Annotated in this window: 12 protein-coding genes and 1 pseudogene; 5 read left to right on the top strand and 8 right to left on the bottom strand. The window is 71.2% G+C overall.

Annotated elements, in window-relative coordinates; all coding sequences use genetic code 11:
• Together DMA15_RS02855 and DMA15_RS02860 are read left to right on the top strand one after the other, a co-directional pair.
• Window positions 1-552: a DUF5709 domain-containing protein gene (locus tag DMA15_RS02855; protein WP_125511076.1), complete on the top strand. Its 552-nt coding sequence runs from the start codon at window positions 1-3 to the stop codon at window positions 550-552.
• Between the two features lie 141 nt (window positions 553-693).
• On the top strand, window positions 694-1101 hold the full coding sequence (locus tag DMA15_RS02860) for a hypothetical protein (RefSeq protein WP_125511077.1): 408 nt from the start codon (window positions 694-696) through the stop codon (window positions 1099-1101).
• A 48-nt stretch (window positions 1102-1149) separates the two neighbouring features.
• Here the strand turns inward: DMA15_RS02860 and glgB are convergent, their stop codons facing one another.
• The 4 genes and pseudogenes from glgB to DMA15_RS02875 form a co-directional block, all read right to left on the bottom strand.
• Window positions 1150-3573: a 1,4-alpha-glucan branching enzyme gene (gene glgB, locus DMA15_RS02865; RefSeq protein WP_125511078.1), complete on the bottom strand. Its 2424-nt coding sequence runs from the start codon at window positions 3571-3573 to the stop codon at window positions 1150-1152.
• An 856-nt stretch (window positions 3574-4429) separates the two neighbouring features.
• Window positions 4430-4753: pseudogene (locus DMA15_RS37270) on the bottom strand (maltokinase); the annotation flags it as partial.
• Window positions 4754-4766: 13 nt separating this feature from the next.
• Window positions 4767-6494 carry a maltose alpha-D-glucosyltransferase gene (gene treS, locus DMA15_RS02870; RefSeq protein WP_125511079.1) on the bottom strand — a complete coding sequence of 576 codons (1728 nt, stop codon included), beginning with the start codon at window positions 6492-6494 and terminating at the stop codon, window positions 4767-4769.
• Window positions 6491-8848, bottom strand: a complete 2358-nt coding sequence (locus DMA15_RS02875; RefSeq protein ID WP_164551672.1) for a maltotransferase domain-containing protein — start codon at window positions 8846-8848, stop codon at window positions 6491-6493. Before DMA15_RS02875 ends, treS begins: the two co-directional genes overlap by 4 nt.
• A gap of 250 nt (window positions 8849-9098) precedes the next feature.
• Here DMA15_RS02875 and DMA15_RS02880 point away from each other — a divergent pair, with 250 nt between their 5' ends.
• The 3 genes from DMA15_RS02880 (at window position 9099) to DMA15_RS02895 (ending at window position 13090) form a co-directional block, all read left to right on the top strand.
• Complete coding sequence (locus DMA15_RS02880) at window positions 9099-9704, top strand: pep a2 (protein ID WP_240659661.1); 606 nt, start codon at window positions 9099-9101, stop codon at window positions 9702-9704.
• Between the two features lie 140 nt (window positions 9705-9844).
• Window positions 9845-11992, top strand: a complete 2148-nt coding sequence (glgX, locus tag DMA15_RS02885; RefSeq protein WP_164551673.1) for a glycogen debranching protein GlgX — start codon at window positions 9845-9847, stop codon at window positions 11990-11992.
• Window positions 11993-12130: 138 nt separating this feature from the next.
• The gene (locus DMA15_RS02895; protein WP_240659662.1) at window positions 12131-13090 is read left to right on the top strand and encodes a VOC family protein; all 960 of its coding nucleotides are present in this window, start codon (window positions 12131-12133) and stop codon (window positions 13088-13090) included.
• Between the two features lie 82 nt (window positions 13091-13172).
• Here the strand turns inward: DMA15_RS02895 and DMA15_RS02900 are convergent, their stop codons facing one another.
• The 4 genes from DMA15_RS02900 to DMA15_RS02915 all read right to left on the bottom strand — a co-directional run bounded on the left by DMA15_RS02900 (window position 13173) and on the right by DMA15_RS02915 (window position 17615).
• On the bottom strand, window positions 13173-14804 hold the full coding sequence (locus DMA15_RS02900; RefSeq protein ID WP_125511082.1) for an NAD(P)/FAD-dependent oxidoreductase: 1632 nt from the start codon (window positions 14802-14804) through the stop codon (window positions 13173-13175).
• 67 nt (window positions 14805-14871) lie between these two features.
• On the bottom strand, window positions 14872-15345 hold the full coding sequence (locus DMA15_RS02905) for an SRPBCC family protein (RefSeq protein ID WP_125511083.1): 474 nt from the start codon (window positions 15343-15345) through the stop codon (window positions 14872-14874).
• A 122-nt stretch (window positions 15346-15467) separates the two neighbouring features.
• Entirely contained in the window at window positions 15468-16661 is a 1194-nt protein-coding gene (locus DMA15_RS02910; RefSeq protein ID WP_125511084.1) for an aromatic acid exporter family protein, read from the bottom strand.
• A 57-nt stretch (window positions 16662-16718) separates the two neighbouring features.
• Window positions 16719-17615, bottom strand: coding sequence for an SDR family oxidoreductase (locus DMA15_RS02915; RefSeq protein ID WP_125511085.1), 897 nt, complete (start codon window positions 17613-17615; stop codon window positions 16719-16721).
• Window positions 17616-17639: the final 24 nt, after the last annotated feature.

A 17639-nucleotide genomic window follows, 5' to 3' on the forward strand; every position in this document is an offset into this window, starting at 1 on the left:
ATGAACAACGGCGACAACGGTGACAACGGCGACAACGGCGGCGTCATGGGCGACGAGGTCTACCAGCCCGACGCGGCGGAGGTCCGCGAGGACGAGGGCATCCTCGACCCCGAGGACACGCTCAACGACCGCGCGTCGGACCCCTATGACGAGGGCTGGTCGCCTCCGGAGCGCCCTCTCGGGGTGAACCACACCGGGACCACCGCCGAGGAGCAGCAGGCGGGCGAGAGCCTGGAGGAACGCCTCTCCGAGGAGCTGCCCGACCCCGCGCTCGCGGTCCCCGACCCCGCCGAGGACGACGACGGCATCGGCGACACGACCGACACCGACGGCGAACCGATCGACGAGGCGGAGGTGGGAGACGCCCGCGCCGGACGCCTGTTCGCCCCGGACGAGGGCGCCATCGAGGACCCGGAGGACGTCGCCGAGCAGGACATGGTCGGCGAGGACATGGGGGTCGACGGCGGGGCGGCCTCCGCCGAGGAGGCGGCGGTGCACATCATCCCCGGGGAGGGCGAGGATCCCGCGGACTCCGGGGGCAGCGGCCGCTAACCCCTTCGGGCGAGCAAGCGTCGGCGCAGGTCCAGGTCAGGCGGGCGTTAGCGCGTACCCGCGCATGTCATTACCCATAAATTGGGATGAATCGTCTTAAATTACTGCGGTCCCCTCCTCACTGGCTCTCCTGGAGATCGCATGAACCCTGCCCTGACGCGAGCCGTCACTTTCAGCGCCGGTCTGCTGCTGTGCGCCGCCCCCCTCACGGTGGCGCACGCGCTCGACACCCCCTCCGACAACACCGGCAAGGGGGCGGCGCTCCAGACGGCGCCGCGGCCCACGCTCACCGCGAAGGCTTCGGTGAAGTCCATCAAGGCGTGGCACCAGTTCCGCGTCCACGGAAACTCCACGCGCATGCGCGCGGGCACCCGTGTGACGCTCCAGCAGCTCCAGGGCAAGAAGTGGGTCTCCCTGCCGATCCACATGAACACCGCCCGCAACCACACGTACAACCTGCGTGTGAAGCTCGGCATCAAGGGCCCCAACAAGATCCGCGTCGTCGGTGGCGGCGCCGTCTCGAACGTCGTCCAGGTCACCATCCGCTGACGCGCGCGGACCGGCACCGGCCCGCGCCGGCCGCCACCCCGCCTGCCGTCACTCCGGGCGCAGCCACACCGTGGCCAGCGGCGGCAGCGTGACGCGCAGGCGGGCCGGGCGGCCGTGGGCGCCCTCGGGCTCGGGCTTCAGCGGGTCCGGGTTGCGCACGTCCCCGCCGCCGTAGCGGGCCGCGTCGGTGTTGAGCACCTCCCGCCAGGCGTGCGGCTCCTCGGGGACGCCGAGCGGGTAGTCCTCGCGGATCACGGGCGCGAAGTTGCAGACCGCGAGCAGCGGGGTCCCGTCCGCGGCGTGGCGCAGGAACGCCAGGACGTTGTCCTGGGCCGCGTCCGTCACGATCCACGAGAATCCGGCCGGTTCGCTGTCCCGCTCCCACAGGGCGGGCGTCGCGCGGTACTGGTGGTTGAGGTCCCGCACCAGTTCCAGTACGCCGAAGTGGTCCGGCCGCGCCGGATACGAGGGGTCGAGCAGCCCCCAGTCCAGGCCGCCTTCCGCCGACCATTCGGCGCCCTGCGCGAACTCCTGGCCCATGAAGAGGAGTTGCTTGCCGGGGTGGGCCCACATGAAGCCCAGGTAGGCGCGGTGGTTGGCGCGCCGCTGCCACCAGTCGCCGGGCATCTTGGAGACCAACGACTGCTTCCCGTGGACCACTTCGTCGTGCGAGAGGGGCAGGACGTAGTTCTCGCTGTACGCGTACACCATCGAGAACGTCATCTCTTTGTGGTGGTACTCGCGGTACACCGGGTCGCGGCTGATGTACTCCAGCGAATCGTGCGACCAGCCCATGTTCCACTTCAGGCCGAAGCCGAGGCCGCCGAAACCGTCCCGCCCGTTCTCGTGCGTGGCGCGCGTGACCCCGTCCCACGCCGTGGACTCCTCGGCGATGGTGACCACTCCGGGAGAGCGGCGGTAGACCGTGGCGTTCATCTCCTGGAGGAACGTGACCGCGTCCAGGTTCTCCCGGCCGCCCGACTCGTTGGGCGCCCACTGCCCCTCGTCGCGTGAGTAGTCGAGGTAGAGCATCGAGGCCACGGCGTCCACCCGGAGCCCGTCGACGTGGAACTCCTCGCACCAGTAACTCGCGTTGGCGACGAGGAAGTTGCGTACTTCCTTGCGGCCGTAGTCGAAGGTGAGGGTGCCCCAGTCGGGGTGTTCGGCGCGCCGCGGGTCCTGCGGCTCGTACAGGTGCTCCCCGTCGAAGGCCGCGAGCGCCCAGTCGTCCTTGGGGAAGTGGGCGGGCACCCAGTCCAGGATCACGCCGATACCCGCCTGGTGCAGCGTGTCGACCAGGTGGCGGAAGTCGTCGGGCGTGCCCATGCGGGAGGTCGGGGCGTAGAAGCCGGTGACCTGGTAGCCCCAGGAGCCGCTGAAGGGGTGCTCGGCCACCGGCATCAGCTCCACGTGGGTGAAGCCCGCTTCGGTGACGTAGGCCGTGAGTTCATCGGCCAGCTGACGGTAGGTCAGTCCGGGGCGCCAGGAGGCGAGATGGACCTCGTAGACGGAGAAGGGCGCCTGGCAGACGGGCCGGTCGGCGCGGTGTGTCATCCACGCCTCGTCCCCCCATTCGTACGTCGATCGCGTGATGACGGAGGCGGTGGCCGGGGGCACCTCGGCGCGCCGTGCCATCGGGTCGGCGCGCAGGGTGTGCGAGCCGTCGGCGCGGACGATGTCGAACTTGTACAGCGTGCCCTCCTCCATCCCGGGGACGAAGAGCTCCCATACGCCGGTCGAGCCGAGCGAACGCATCGGGTAGGCGGAGGCGGTCCCGTCCCAGTGGCAGAAGTCCCCGCAGACCCGCACGCCTCGCGCATTCGGCGCCCACACCGTGAAACGGGTGCCGGAGACGCCCTGGTGGGTCATCGGGTGCGCGCCCAGCGCCTTCCACAGCTCCTCGTGCCGGCCCTCACCGATCAGGTGCAGGTCGAGTTCGCCGAGTGCGGGCAGGAAGCGGTAGGGGTCCTCGTACTCCGACGCGGAGGTCTGACCCTCGTACGTCACACGCAGCCGGTACTCGGGGATCGCGGTGAGGGGCAGCACCCCGGAGAAGAGGCCGTCGCCCATCGCGGTCAGCTCCACCGTCCGTTCGCCGGTGACGAGCGTGACCGCCCGGGCGTAGGGGCGCAGCACCCTGAAGGCGGTGCCGCCGGGCACCGGGTGGGCGCCGAGCAGCGCGTGCGGGTCGTGGTGCGTGCCCGCAAGGAGGCGCTGGCGGTCCTGGGCGTCGAGCGGGGCGGCGGGCAGGCCCGGGTCCGCGGCGCGGGCGGAACCCCGCGTTTCGGTGGTGGCTGTCGCTTTCATGGGGTCAGCTCTCCTCTGCGAGGCGGGCGATCGCCGCCATGGGGACGGGCAGCCAGTCGGGGCGGTGCCTGGCCTCGTAGAGCGCCTCGTACACCGCTCGGTCCGTCTCGTAGGCCCGCAGCAGCTCGGCCTCCGCACGCGGGTCCCACGTCGACTCCGCGGCATACCCCGCGCAGTAGGCCTCACGGCAGCGCTCCACCCACCGGGGGCGCCACGGGCGGCGGCTGTGGGCGGCGTAGTCGAAGGAGCGGAGCATGCCCGCGATGTCGCGTATGGGCGCCTGGGCCCGTCGGCGTTCGTCGAGCGGCCGGGCGGGCTCACCCTCGAAGTCGATGATGAACCACTCGTGCCCGGCCTTGAGCACCTGGCCGAGGTGGAGGTCGCCGTGGACACGCTGCGCCTCGCGGCCCGGGCCGCGGCCCGCGACGGCGCCGTAGGCGGTCCTCAGACGGGATACGTAGGGAACGAGCGCCGCCATCTGGCGGGCCGCGGTCTCCAGGCGTCCGGTCATGGCGGCGGCCAGCGGGCTGCCGCCGTAGGGGTCCGCGGGCTCGGAGCCGAAGGCCTGGGCCAGCGCGAGGTGCACCTCGGCGGTGGCGCGCCCCAGTTCGTAGGACTCGTCGGTGAAGTCCTCGCCGGTGGAGAGGGAGCGCAGCGCCAGGGTCCAGCCGTCCGTCGCCTCGGGCAGGAAGGGCTGGAGCACGCCGAGGGTCGCCGTGTGCGGCTCGGTGGTCCAGAACCAGGCCACGGGGGCGGGTACCCGGGCGCAGCCCCCGCGGGCCAGCGCCCAGGGGACCTCCAGGTCGGGGTTGATGCCGTACTGGATGCGGCGGAACAGCTTCAGGATGAACGCGTCCCCGTACACCAGCGAGGTGTTGGACTGCTCCCCGTCGAGGAGGCGCGGCGGTAGCCCCTCGGGTACGGCGGTGCGCGCGTCGCGTTCGAAGCGCAGGGGGCCCATCACGCCGGGGACCCGCAGGCGTTCGAGGAGCAACCCCGCCGACCAGGGGTCGAGGAGGGCGTCGTAGACGGTGAGTCCGGCGAGCGGGCCCGCGTCGGGGCGGCCGACGACCGCGTGGTGGAGGCGGGGCGGCAGGTGTTCGCGGACGCCGAGGATCAGTTGGTAGCAGTCTTCGGGCGGCCCGGCGGGTCCCGTGCGGATCAGCAGGTGCAGGCAGCCCGGGTGCAGCTCGGTCATGGACAGTACGGCGAGGTCCGTGACGGGCCTGCCCTTGCCCGCGAACCAGCGCTGCTCGGGCAGCCATGCGCGAAGTATCCCGGCCAACGAGGTCAGCAGCCGCGGCGGGCTGAGGCTGCCGGGCGACTGCGATGCGGTCTTCAGCATGCGACACGTCCCTTCAAAAGCGCACGGTGCGTGCGGCCGGACGTCGTGGCTGTTCGGTGAGGCGGAACCAGTAGAAGCCGTGGCCCGCCAGGGTGAGGAGGTAGGGCAGTTCGCCGATGGCCGGGAAGCGCACCCCGCCGATCAGCTCCACCGGGTGGCGTCCGTCGTAGGCCCGCAGGTTCAGCTCGGTCGGCTGGGCGAAGCGGGAGAAGTTGTGCACGCACAGTGCCAGGTCGTTCTCGTACTCGCGGAGGAAGGCGAGGACGGCGGGGTTGGAGGAGGGGAGTTCGGTGTAGGTGCCGAGGCCGAAGGCGGGGTTCTGTTTGCGGATCTCGATCATCCTGCGCGTCCAGTGCAGGAGGGAGGAGGGGGAGGACATGGAGGCTTCTACGTTGGTGACCTGGTAGCCGTAGACGGGGTCCATGATCGTGGGCAGGGAGAGTCGGCCCGGGTCGCAGGAGGAGAAGCCTGCGTTGCGGTCGGGTGTCCACTGCATGGGGGTGCGTACGGCGTCGCGGTCGCCGAGCCAGATGTTGTCGCCCATGCCGATCTCGTCGCCGTAGTAGAGGATCGGCGATCCTGGCAGGGAGAGCAGGAGTGCGGTGAACAGTTCGATCTGGTTGCGGTCGTTGTCCAGGAGGGGGGCGAGGCGGCGGCGGATGCCGATGTTGGCGCGCATGCGGGGGTCTTTGGCGTATTCGGCGTACATGTAGTCGCGTTCTTCGTCGGTGACCATCTCCAGGGTGAGTTCGTCGTGGTTGCGCAGGAAGATGCCCCATTGGCAGTTCTTGGGGATGGCGGGGGTCTTCGCGAGGATTTCGGAGACGGGGTAGCGGGATTCGCGGCGGACGGCCATGAAGATGCGGGGCATGACGGGGAAGTGGAACGCCATGTGGCATTCGTCGCCGCCGTTTTCGAAGGAGCCGAAGTAGTCGACGACGTCCTCGGGCCATTGGTTGGCCTCGGCGAGCAGGACGGTGTCGGGATAGAGGGCGTCGATCTCGGAGCGGACCCGCCTCAGGAACTCGTGTGTCTGGGGAAGGTTCTCGCAGTTGGTGCCCTCTTCGGCGTAGAGGTAGGGCACGGCGTCCAGACGGTATCCGTCGATGCCCAGGTCGAGCCAGAAGCGGAGGGCGGCGATGATCTCTTCCTGGACTGCCGGGTTCTCATAGTTGAGGTCGGGCTGGTGGGAGAAGAAGCGGTGCCAGTAGTACTGCTTGCGGACGGGGTCGAAGGTCCAGTTGGAGGCTTCGGTGTCGACGAAGATGATGCGGGCGTCGGCGTAGGCCTTGTCGTCGTCCGCCCAGACGTAGTAGTCGCCGTAGGGGCCGTCGGGGTCGGTGCGGGAGGCCTGGAACCACGGGTGCTGGTCGCTGGTGTGGTTCATGACGAAGTCGATGATGACCCGCATGCCGCGCTGGTGGGCGGAGTCGACGAATTCCACGAAGTCGGCGAGGTCGCCGAATTCGGGCAGGACCGCGGTGTAGTCGGAGACGTCGTAGCCCCCGTCGCGCAGGGGTGACTTGAAGAAGGGGGGCAGCCACAGGCAGTCCACGCCGAGCCATTGGAGGTAGTCGAGCTTGGCGGTGATGCCTTTCAGGTCGCCGACGCCGTCGCCGTTGCTGTCCTGGAAGGAGCGCACGAGTACTTCGTAGAACACGGCACGTTTGAACCAGTCGGGATGCCGGTCCTTGGTGGGCGTGTCCTCGAAAGTGTCCTGGACGGGCTCATTGACGATCATGATGTGGGTGACCCTCCGTTCTCCCCCGGCTCCGGCCGGACGAGCACATGGGCGCCGCCCGGGCCGAGACGCACGTAGTTGGAACTGCCCCACTGGTAGGTCTCACCGCTCAACTCGTCGTACACCGGCACCGTTTCGTGCCGGTCGAGGCCGAGGTGCGGCATGTCCAGACGGACCGTGCCCTCCTGGGTGTGGTGAGGGTCGAGGTTGGCGACCACCACGACCAGGTCGTGGCCCTCGCGCTTGCTGTAGACGATGAGCGCGTCGTTGTCGGCGTGGTGGAAACGGAGGTTCCGCAGCTGGTGCAGGGCGCGGTGGCGTCGCCGGAGGGTGTTGAGGGTGGTGATGAGAGGGGCGATGGTGCGGCCCTCGCGCTCGGCCGCCGCCCAGTCGCGCGGGCGCAGTTCGTACTTCTCCGAGTGCAGGTACTCCTCGCTGCCCGGGCCGGCCGGGGTGTTCTCGCACAGTTCGTAGCCCGCGTAGACGCCCCAGCTCGGGGAGAGCGTGGCGGCGAGCACCGCGCGCACCTCGAAGGCGGGGCGGCCGCCGTCCTGGAGGTATCCGGGAAGGATGTCGGGGGTGTTCACGAAGAGGTTGGGGCGCAGATAGTCGGCCGTCCCGACGGAGAGTTCGGTCAGGCATTCCGTCAGTTCCGGCTTGGTGTTGCGCCAGGTGAAGTACGTGTACGACTGCTGGAATCCAGCCTGCGCCAGCGCCCGCACGACGGCGGGGCGGGTGAAGGCCTCGGCGAGGAAGATGACGTCCGGGTCGGTGCCGTTGATCCGGGCGATCACCTCCTCCCAGAACACGACCGGCTTGGTGTGCGGATTGTCGACGCGGAAGATCCGCACCCCGTGCCCCATCCAGAACCGCAGCAGCCGCACCGTCTCCTCGATCAGCCCCGGCAAGTCCTGTTCGAAGGCGAGCGGATAGATGTCCTGGTACTTCTTCGGCGGGTTCTCCGCGTACGCGATGGAACCGTCGGCCCGGTGCCGGAACCACTCCGGATGCTTGTCCACCCACGGATGGTCAGGCGAACACTGCAACGCGAAGTCCAGCGCCACCTCAAGATTCAACTCCCCCGCCCGCCGCACGAAAGCGCGGAAATCCTCCAGGGTCCCGAGGTCGGCGTGGATGGCGTCATGGCCGCCCTCAGGCGAGCCGATCGCCCAGGGCACGCCGACATCCTGCGGTCCCGAGGAGAGCGAGTTGTCGGGGCCTTTGCGGAAGGTGGAGCCGATCGGGTGGATCGGGGGCAGGTACACCACGTCGAAGCCCATGTCCGCGATCGCGGGCAGCCGCTCGGCCGCCGTGCGGAACGTCCCCGACACCGGCGGCTCCCCCTCCCGCACGACAGCGCCCTCCGAGCGCGGGAAGAACTCGTACCAGGAGCCGAACAGAGCCCGGCGCCGCTCCACGAGCAGCGGCAAGGGGTGTGAGCGGGTGACCCGTTCGCGCAGCGGGTGGCGCGCGAGCACGGCGGCCACCTGCGGGGTGAGGGCCGCCGCGAGACGTCCGGCCGGCGGGCGCAGTTCGTCGCGCAGCGCGTCCGCGGCCGCCCGCAACGTCCGGCGTCCGGCGTCGTCCGGTACGCCGTCGGCGGCACGCTCGTACAGCAGCGCCCCTTCCTCAAGCGTCACTTCAGTGTCGAGACCGGCCGGGATCTTGACCTCGGCCGTGCGGCGCCACCCGATCACCGGGTCCGCCCACGCCTCCACGGCGTACGTCCAGCGGCCCTCCGTGTCCGGCGTCACCCGCGCGCCCCAGCGGTCGCTGCCCGGGGACAGCTCGCGCATCGGGGTCCAGGGGCCGGTTCGGCCGTCGGGTCCGAGCAGGACGACGTTGGCGCCGACCGACTCGTGGCCCTCGCCGAAGACCGTGGCCGTGACCTGGAAGGTCTCCCCGGGGACCGCCTTCACCGGGCGGCGGCCGCAGTCGAGCACGGGACGGACATCGAGGACGGGCACGGTGAGGGAGGCCGGGCCCCGCTGCTCCCGTGACGTCGTCGGATCCGACGACGTCACCGACGCGGCCGGGCCCGACTGCGACGCTCGGGTCATCGATATCTCCTCTGCCACGCTCGGGCGCACGGGGCGCGCACCACAGCCGCGCCGCGCGGACGCCCGGGTGCCGGGCGCCTGCTGACGGCGGACCGGCCGCAGATCCAGGTAGTGCTCGGCCGCGTCGGCGGCGACCCGAGCCGTGCACTCACCCATCAGTACGCACAGCGTGTACGCGGTGTTCTCGAAGTGCATCCGCACGGTGCGGTCGGCCGGGTCCGCGAGCAACAAGCGCTCCCACGCCCGGTATTGGTCCAGATGCCGTGCGACCTCAGCCTTCGTAGGCAACAGCATCACGCCGGTCACCTTCTCGTTCTCCGGAGGTGCGCACGGCACACCTGACTTCCCACCCATGGTGCACGCGTGACCACGCAGCGTCCTGTTGGATCTTCAACGACCGGCTCTGACCTGCTCGTGTTGCACGAATGGAGCAGTGCTCTCACCCTGAGACTGACTCAGAAGCGATCAGTGTTCACGCTTCGTGCTCGGGGCTCGGCTCACAGAGCCGATGAAACCGGGGCTTCGCTGAGAGGAGCCAAGCGCGATGAAGACTGCAATCCCCTGTTACTACCACCTTGAGGTGGAGATCAGCCCGGAGAGGATCGATCAGGTCAGGCGCATTCTGGCCGCACATCTCCGGCACTGGGGTCTGGGGATTCTCGTCGAACCCGTGTGCCACTGCGCCGGTGTGCTGCTCCGGGCGGTCGAGGAACACGGAACGGACAAGAACGCCGTGGTGGAGATGTGGTGGAGCGGACAGCACCTCATCACCGCCGTGTCGGACAACGAGCGCGACCTGCCGGACCCGCACTACGGACCGCAGGGCTACCTCGCGCAGATCGCCGCGCTGAGCGACGGCTGGGGCAACTACCCGGGAACCAATGGCAAGATCATCTGGTTCTCGCACCGCGCGCGGTGCCCCGAACGCGCCCCGCTGGCCCCGACCACGCCCGCGCCCGCGCTGCGGGTCGCGCGCCCGCTGCCCCGGGAGGTGCCGGTCGCCGCGCTGGCGACCCCCGCGGAGGAGGAACCGGTCGTCGTCGGGGCCGCCCCGGGCGCCCACGCCCAGCGCGCCGACGCGTCTTGGCCGAGGATGGTGGAGCATCCCACAGCGTCGTCCCCCGAGCCGCACACGGCGGCCGCCATGTGAGCGTCGTGCTCACACGGCAGCGCGCCACAGCCGGCCGCGGCGACCCCGCCGGGGAAGCCGCGGCCCGCGTGCGTCCTCGGACACGTGTCGGGCGCCGCGGGACAGACCGAGACCACGCTCACCCTTATGGAGGCAGCAGCGTGCGCACCTGGACCGGACGCCCTTTCCCCCTGGGCTCCACCTACGACGGCGAAGGCACCAACTTCGCCCTGTTCAGCGAGGCCGCCGACCGGGTCGACCTCGTCCTCTTCGCCGAGGACGGCACTCACCGGAGCGTCACGCTTCCCGAGGTCGACGGCTTCATCTGGCACTGCTATCTGCCCGGTGTCGGCCCGGGCCAGCGCTACGGCTACCGCGTGCACGGCCCCTGGGACCCGGCGGCGGGCCACCGGTGCAATCCGGCGAAGCTGCTCCTGGACCCGTACGCCAAGGCGTTCGAGGGGCAGGTGGACAACGACGCCGCCCTCTACGAACGGGCGGCCGACGGGCCCGAGCCGGCCGACAGCGCCGGCCACACCCTGCTCTCGGTGGTGACCGATCCGTCCTTCCCCTGGGAGGGCGACCGCCCGCTGCGGCGGCCCTACGCCGAGACCGTGATCTACGAGACGCACGTACGCGGCCTGACCCGCACGCACCCCGGAGTCCCCGAGGAGCTGCGGGGCACCTACGCGGGCCTCGCGACGGAGGCGGTCATCGACCATCTCGTCGCGCTGGGGGTGACCGCCGTCGAGCTGATGCCGGTGCACCAGTACGTGCAGGACGGCTTCCTGCTCGACCGCGGCCTGTCCAACTACTGGGGGTACACCTCCATCGGCTTCTTCGCCCCGCACAACGCCTACGCGGCGCGCGGCTCCCGCGGCCAGCAGGTCACCGAGTTCAAGTCGATGGTCAAAAAGCTCCACGCGGCCGGGCTCGAAGTGATCCTGGACGTGGTCTACAACCACACCGCGGAGGGCAACGAGAACGGCCCGACCCTAGCCTTCCGCGGCATCGACAACGCCTCGTACTACCGCCTGGCGGAGGACGATCCCGCGCACTACTTCGACACCACCGGTACCGGCAACAGCCTGCTGATGCGGCACCCCAACGTCCTGCAGCTGGTCATGGACTCGCTGCGGTACTGGGTCACCGAGATGCACGTCGACGGCTTCCGTTTCGACCTGGCCGCCACGCTCGCCCGCCAGTTCCACGACGTGGACCGCCTCTCGGCGTTCTTCGACATGGTCCAGCAGGATCCGGTGGTGGGCCGCGTCAAACTCATCGCCGAGCCGTGGGACGTCGGCGAGGGGGGCTATCAGGTCGGCAACTTCCCGCCCCTGTGGTCGGAGTGGAACGGCAAGTACCGGGATTCGGTACGTGACTTCTGGCGCGGCGAGGACCATTCGCTCGCGGAGTTCGCCTCGCGCCTGACCGGGTCCTCCGACCTCTACCAGCGCGATCGCCGGCGCCCCCGCGCCAGCGTCAACTTCGTGACCGCGCACGACGGGTTCACCCTGCGCGACCTGGTCTCGTACAACGACAAGCACAACGAGGACAACGGCGAGGACAACCGCGACGGCGAGAGCGCAAACCGCTCGTGGAACTGCGGCGTCGAGGGCCCCACCAGCGACGAGGGGGTCCTGGAGCTGCGCGCGCGCCAGCAGCGCAACTTCCTGGCCACCCTCATGCTCTCGCAGGGCATCCCGATGCTCGCCCACGGCGATGAGCTGGGCCGCACCCAGCACGGCAACAACAACGCCTACTGCCAGGACAACGAGATCTCCTGGATCGACTGGGACCTCGACGACGAGCAGCGTGACCTGGTCGACTTCACCCGGCGGGCCATCGCGCTGCGCGCCGCGCACCCGGTCCTGCGGCGGCGCAGGTTCTTCCGCGGGGAGACCGCGACGCACGAGGGCCAGCCGCTGCCGGACCTGGTGTGGCTGCGGCCCGACGCGAGGGAGATGACGGAGGGCGACTGGCAGCGGCCCGACGCGCACGCCGTCACCGTCTTCCTCAACGGTGACGCGATCGCGGAGCCGGACGCCCGCGGCAGACCCGTGGTGGACGACTCCTTCCTGCTCCTGCTGAACAGTTACCGGGAACCGGTCACCTTCCGGCTGCCGGACGCCTCGTACGGGGAACGCTGGGCGGCGCGCATCGACACCTCGGACCCGTTGGGCCTTTCGGACGAGATCGAGCACAAGGCGGACGGCGTGGTCGGCCTCCAGGCGCACAGCCTGCTGCTGCTCTCCCGGCCCTCCCTGGCCGGGAGCCGCGCGAAGAGGGCGGCGCGCCCGAAGCGGTGAGCCGGCGGCCGAGTGGCGCGGCGCCCGCCCTCTTGCCCACACTGGAGGGCGGCAGGGCGCCGAGCCTCCCGCTGAACCCGAAAGCACAGGTGCCAGACTGGTTTTTCAGGGCGCCTCGATTTCCAGGACGGGTTGCACATGCACCACGACAACAGGATGCCTCCGGACCCCGACGCGACGACGGCCGCGGGCGGGGCGACGGCCGCGGGCGGGGCGACGGCCGCGGGCGGGGCGACGGCCGCGGGCGGGGCGACGGCCGCGGGCGGGGCGACGGCCGCGGGCGGGAGGACCCGGGGTACCAGGACCGGGTCGGCGCTGAGCGAGTCGGCGGTCGGGGCCCCGTGCTGGGTCAGCCTGACGGCACGCGACCTCACCACCGCACAGAGTTTCTACGGTGCCGTGATGGGCTGGGAGTTCCGCCCGGCCAAGCTCGGCGAGCAGTTCTCCGTCGCCACGGCCCACGGCAACCCGGTCGCCGGGGTCGGCGCCATCGCGTCGTCCCTCCAGATCGCGGCGGCCTGGACCCCCTACTTCGCGGTGCTGAGCGCGGACGAGACGGTGAGCCGCGTCCGGGAGCGCGGGGGCACCACCGCGGTGGGGCCGATCCCCTTCCCCAACGGGCGCGCGGCCCTGCTCTCCGACCGCGACGGCGCCGTCTTCGGCATCTGGGAGGGCGAGATCCTCACCAGCTGGCGCAGCGAACTGCACTCGGCGCCCGCCTGGCTGCGGCTGCGCACCCGCGACGCGTTCGACGCCGCCATCTTCTACGGCGAGGTCCTGGACTGGGCGTGCGGGCGGCCCGAGTGCTGCGAGGTGCAGTACCAGCAGGAAGAGGTGGTGGTCTACAGCGCGGGCCGCGCGACGGCGCGGCTCAGTTCGGGTGCCGTAGAGGCGGACCCCGATCCCGGCGTCCGCCCGCACTGGCAGGTCCACTTCACCGTCGCGGACGTGGAGGCGTGTGTGCGGGCCACGGCCGAGTACGGCGGGCACGTGGTCGACCAGGACCTCTCCGCTCAGCCCCCCTGGGCGACGCTGCGGGACGCCGACGGCGCGCAGTTCAGGGTGGTCGCGGGGGATACGGGGCATCCGGGGGCCTGACCGGGGGGCGGGAGGAGCGGGGGCAGGGCAGGATCCCCGCCGGGCCACGCGTTACGCGTCCCCCTGCTCCCGCCCGCTTGCGTTACATGTCCTCCGGCTCCCGCCCGCTTCGGTCGCGGCGGCCCAGCGCGCGTTGGGCCGCGAAGAAGACACCCGCGCCGTAGCGGGCGCGCAGGGCGGCCCGCGCGGCGTTGGCGCCCGGGGCACCGTGCACTCCGCCGCCCGGATGCGCCGAGGCCGAGGCGAGGTAGAGGCCCGGCACCGGCGTCTCCGGGCGCCCGGCGCCGGGGGTCGGCCGGAAGACGAGCTGCTGGTGCAGGTTGGTCGTACCGGCGTTGATGGCACCGCCCCGCAGATTGGCGTTCAGCGCCTCCAGCGCGGTCGGTGCCAGGACGCGCCGACCGATGATCCGCTCGCGGAAGCCGGGCGCGAGCCGTTCGATCTGCGCCTCCACCCGGTCCGCCATCGCCTCGCTCTCCCGCTCGTCCCAGCTGCCCGTCAGCGAGTCGTTGCCCGCGTCGCCCTTGATGTGCTGCGGTACGTGCGTGTAGGCCCACGCCGACTCGGTCCCCGCGGGCGAGCGGGTGGCGTCCGTCGTGGTCATCTGCCCGACCAGGGTGAACGGCCGGTCCGGCACGAGCCCCCGCGCGATCTGGGCGGCGAACCGCGTCAACTCGTCCACGCCGTCGGCCACATGGACCGTCCCGGCCCGCCGGGCGGCCTCCGCGGTCCACGGGACGGGCCGGGCCAGGGCCCAGTCGACCTTGAACGTGGCGAAGTCCCAGTGGAAGCGGCGTACGTCCTGCATGAGACGGGACGGCAGATGCCCGGCGTCGACAAGGCGGCCGTACAGATCGGGAGCGGCCACATCGGCCAGTACCGCCTTGCGTGCCACCACCCCCTCCCCCGCCGCGGTGCGCACCCCGACCGCGCGCCCGCCCCGCACCACCACCTCGGTGACGCGCTCACCGCAGCGCACGCTCCCGCCCCGGCGCTCCAGCCTCCGCACGAGAACGTCCGTCAGGGCGCCCGCCCCGCCCACCGGCACCGGGAAGCCGTGCGTCTGCCCCAGCATGGACATCAGCCAGCCGAAGCCGCCGCTCCCCGCCGCCTCGGGCGCCAGATCCGCGTGCAGGGCGTTGCCCGCGAGCAGCAGCCGTCCGCCCTCGCCCGCGAACTCCTCCTCGCCCAGCCGGCGCACCGGCAGCATGAGCGAGCGGGCAAGCCGCAGACCGCCGCCCGCCCTGACCCGCGCGGCCAGACCCAGCGCGGGGCGCACCGGCGGGAACGGCGTGAACATCGCCTGGATCAACGGCTCCCGCAGGCGGTCCCATATGTCGCACAGCCGATCCCAGCCACGGCCGTCTCCCGCAGCGAACGCGTCCAGCGAGTCGCGGGTCAGGGCGCGGTCGCGGTCCAGCACGGCGCAGCGTCCGTCCGCCAGCGGGTGGGCGAGGACGTGCTCGGCGTGCGACCAGCGCAGTCCCTCGCGCTCCAGGTCCAGGGCGGCGAGGACCGGCGAGGCGGCCGCCAGCGGATAGAAGGCGCTGAACATGTCGCTGATGTAGTCCGGGTGCACCCCGCGGTCGCTGCGTACCGCGCCTCCTGGCTGGTCCTGGGCCTCCAGGACCTCGACGCTCCAGCCCGCGTCGGCCAGTACGTTCGCCGCCACGAGGCCGTTGGGCCCCGCGCCGATCACCACTGCGTCCGGCATTCCACTCCCCTTTGCCCGAAGGCGCTCTGAGATTGCCCGAAGGCGTCTGAGACTGCCCGAAGGCGCTCTAGGACTCGGTGGCCGGTTCGCCCTGCGCGCGAGCCGGGGAGCCGCCCTGTTCGACCAGCTCCGCCAGGCGGCTCAGCATGCTGCGGTGCCGGATCTGGATGAGGGCGTCGACCGCGGCGTTGTGCAGCACGCCGCCCGGCCCCTGGAGCGGATGCTCGTCGACGATCACCAGCGTGTGGGCGCCCCACTGCCGCACCTCGATGGCGATGCGGGCGGTGCCGAGCACCCCGCTGTAGGCCTCCAGCTCAAGCCGGTTCGGCCTGTCCAGGTGGCGCACCACGGTGTGGCCCGAGACCGTCCAGGGGCCGAGCCGGACGGTGTACTCAAGGCGCGAGCCGACCGCCGGCCACCGTGTGTCGAGCGGTCGGGAGTCGTGCGTGCCGACCACCCAGTCGGCGTACCGGTGCCCGTCCTCCAGCACCTCCCATACCTCAGAGGGCGGCCTCTTGACCAACTGATGGCGTACGGCCACGTCATGCCTCCTCGTCCCGTGCCGGCCTGCGGTAGCCGGCGCCTCCGCGTATGCGGACTCCTACCTCCTCAGCCCACAGCAATCTCGCACCGTGCGCCACAGGAGTCGTACGTACGCGCTTGTCATCGGCCCGCGGTGTCCGCTCTGTCCGTGTCCGAGCCTTCCGCGTCCCCCGCGAGGGCCGTCAGGTCGCTCAGCAGGCGTTGCGTGTCGGCGGTCAGGCCGCCGAGGGCGGGGGTGGCCCGGGAGTGGCTGTCCGTGAGCAGGCGGGTCAGCCGCTGGTGGGCCTCCTTCGCCGTGCGCAGCGCGCTGCGGCGGTCCCGTGCCGTTTCCGGGCGGTCACTCTCCTCGGATCCGGGGGCGTCGCTCTTGTCGAGCGCGCACACGTCCCCGGCCGCCCGCAGCAGCTCGGAGAGGATGCCCGGGGCGTCCTCCGGCAGGTCGGCGAGGGAGGGCCTGTCCTCGCCGGTCTCGGCGAGGGTGCGCACGGTCGTCTTGATGTGCTCCGTGATCCTGTCCCAGGTGAAGTCCCAGTCGGACGCGGGCGCACGGGGCACGGAACGGCGCAGCTTGCGGCCGGGGTTGAAGCGGTAGCTCTCGTCGGACCAGCGCCGCGCGGTGCGCAGGTCCGTCACGAGGTCGGTCAGCCGCTGCGCCCGGTCGTACCAGCCCTGGGCCTTCTTCGGGTCGAAGGGCTTCTCCTGGATGCCGTCCGCGACGGTGTGCAGCAGGTCGCCGCTCTCCTGGGGCAGGCGGCTCCGCAGATGCAGCACGTCACGCTCGTGCACCGGGGGCAGGATCAGGGCGTTCACCGCGATGCCGATGACGGCGCCGACCAGCGTCTCGAAGAGGCGGTGCAGGATGTCGAAGCTCGAGTACGTGCCGTACGCGAGGACGAAGAGCGCCGCCGTCGGCGCGTACATGCCCTGGGTGCCGAAGCGGGCGTAGGTGCTCAGCAGCACGGTGACGGGCAGGACGAGGGCCATGGCCGCCAGCGTGTTGTTCCCCGTGAGGACCGCGGCGCCCGCCGCGAGCAGTGTGCCGACCATGACCACCGCGAACTGCTGCATCGCCGAGCGCAGCGAGCGGTAGACGGTGCTCTGCACGAGGAAGAGCGCCGTCCAGGGGGCGAGGAGCGCCATCGGCGCGCTCCACCACCACCCGGCGACCGCCCAGGCGAGCACCGCGGCGCCCGCCGCCTTGAGCGACTGGACCGTCGTGTCACGTTCCGGCCCCGAGGTCGTCACGGCCCTGCGCGCGGACTGCCACAGGGCCGACACCTCCCAGCGCAGCGCGTTCCACCGAATACCGGCCACCTCTTTCCGTCCTCTTTTCCGTCCTCTGCCTGGGGCAGCGGTGTTTCCGTGCTCCGGCTAGGGCAGCGGCGTGCCGCCCGTGGCGTTCATGATCTCGGCGGTGATGAAGCTCGCGTGCTCGGACGCGAGGAAGACGTAGGCGGGCGCCATCTCCGCGGGCTGCGCGGGGCGCCCGATCGGCGCCTGCTTGCCGAACTCCTTGGTGTCCGGCAGCGTCGCGGGGATCAGCGGCGTCCACACCGGGCCCGGGGCGACCGCGTTGACGCGGATTCCGTCGTCGATCAGCATCTGGGCGAGGCCCTGGGTGAAGGTGACGATGGCGCCCTTGGTCATGGCGTAGTCGAGGAGGTGCGGGCTCGGCTTGTAGGCCTGCACGGACGTGGTGTTGATGATCGATCCGCCGCGCGGGATGTGCGGCACGGCCATCTTGCAGAGCCAGAACATCCCGTACAGATTCGTCCGTACGACCTGGTCGAACTGTTCGGTGGAGATGTCACCGATGCCTTCGGGCTGGGACATCTGGTAGGCCGCGTTGTTGACCAGGATGTCGATCCGTCCGAACTCCGTCACCGCGCGCTCCACGAGCCTGCGGCACTGCTCCTCCTCGCGGATGTCGCACGGCACGGCGAACACCTGCCGCCCGGCGTCCTCGACGAGGCGCGCCGTCTCCCTGGCGTCGCCCGCCTCCGAGGGCAGATGGGTGAAGACGATGTCCGCGCCCTCGCGGGCGAAGGCGAGGGCGACCGCCCGGCCGATGCCGGAGTCGCCGCCGGTCAGCAGCACCTTGCGGTCCTTCAGCAGGCCGCTGCCGCGGTACGACTCCTCGCCGTGGTCGGGCGGCGGGTCCATGGCGCCCGTCCAGCCGGGCGGCTCCTGGTCCTGCTGCGGGAACTCGGGCCGGGGATGACGTGTGGTCGGGTCCTGCCGGTCCTGTGCGCCGGGGGTGTCGTTCATCGGCTGCGCCTTCCTGCTCGTTCC

Origin of the sequence: Streptomyces sp. WAC 01529, assembly GCF_003945545.1 — a bacterium.
In the GTDB taxonomy this organism is placed as follows: domain Bacteria; phylum Actinomycetota; class Actinomycetes; order Streptomycetales; family Streptomycetaceae; genus Streptomyces; species Streptomyces anatolicus.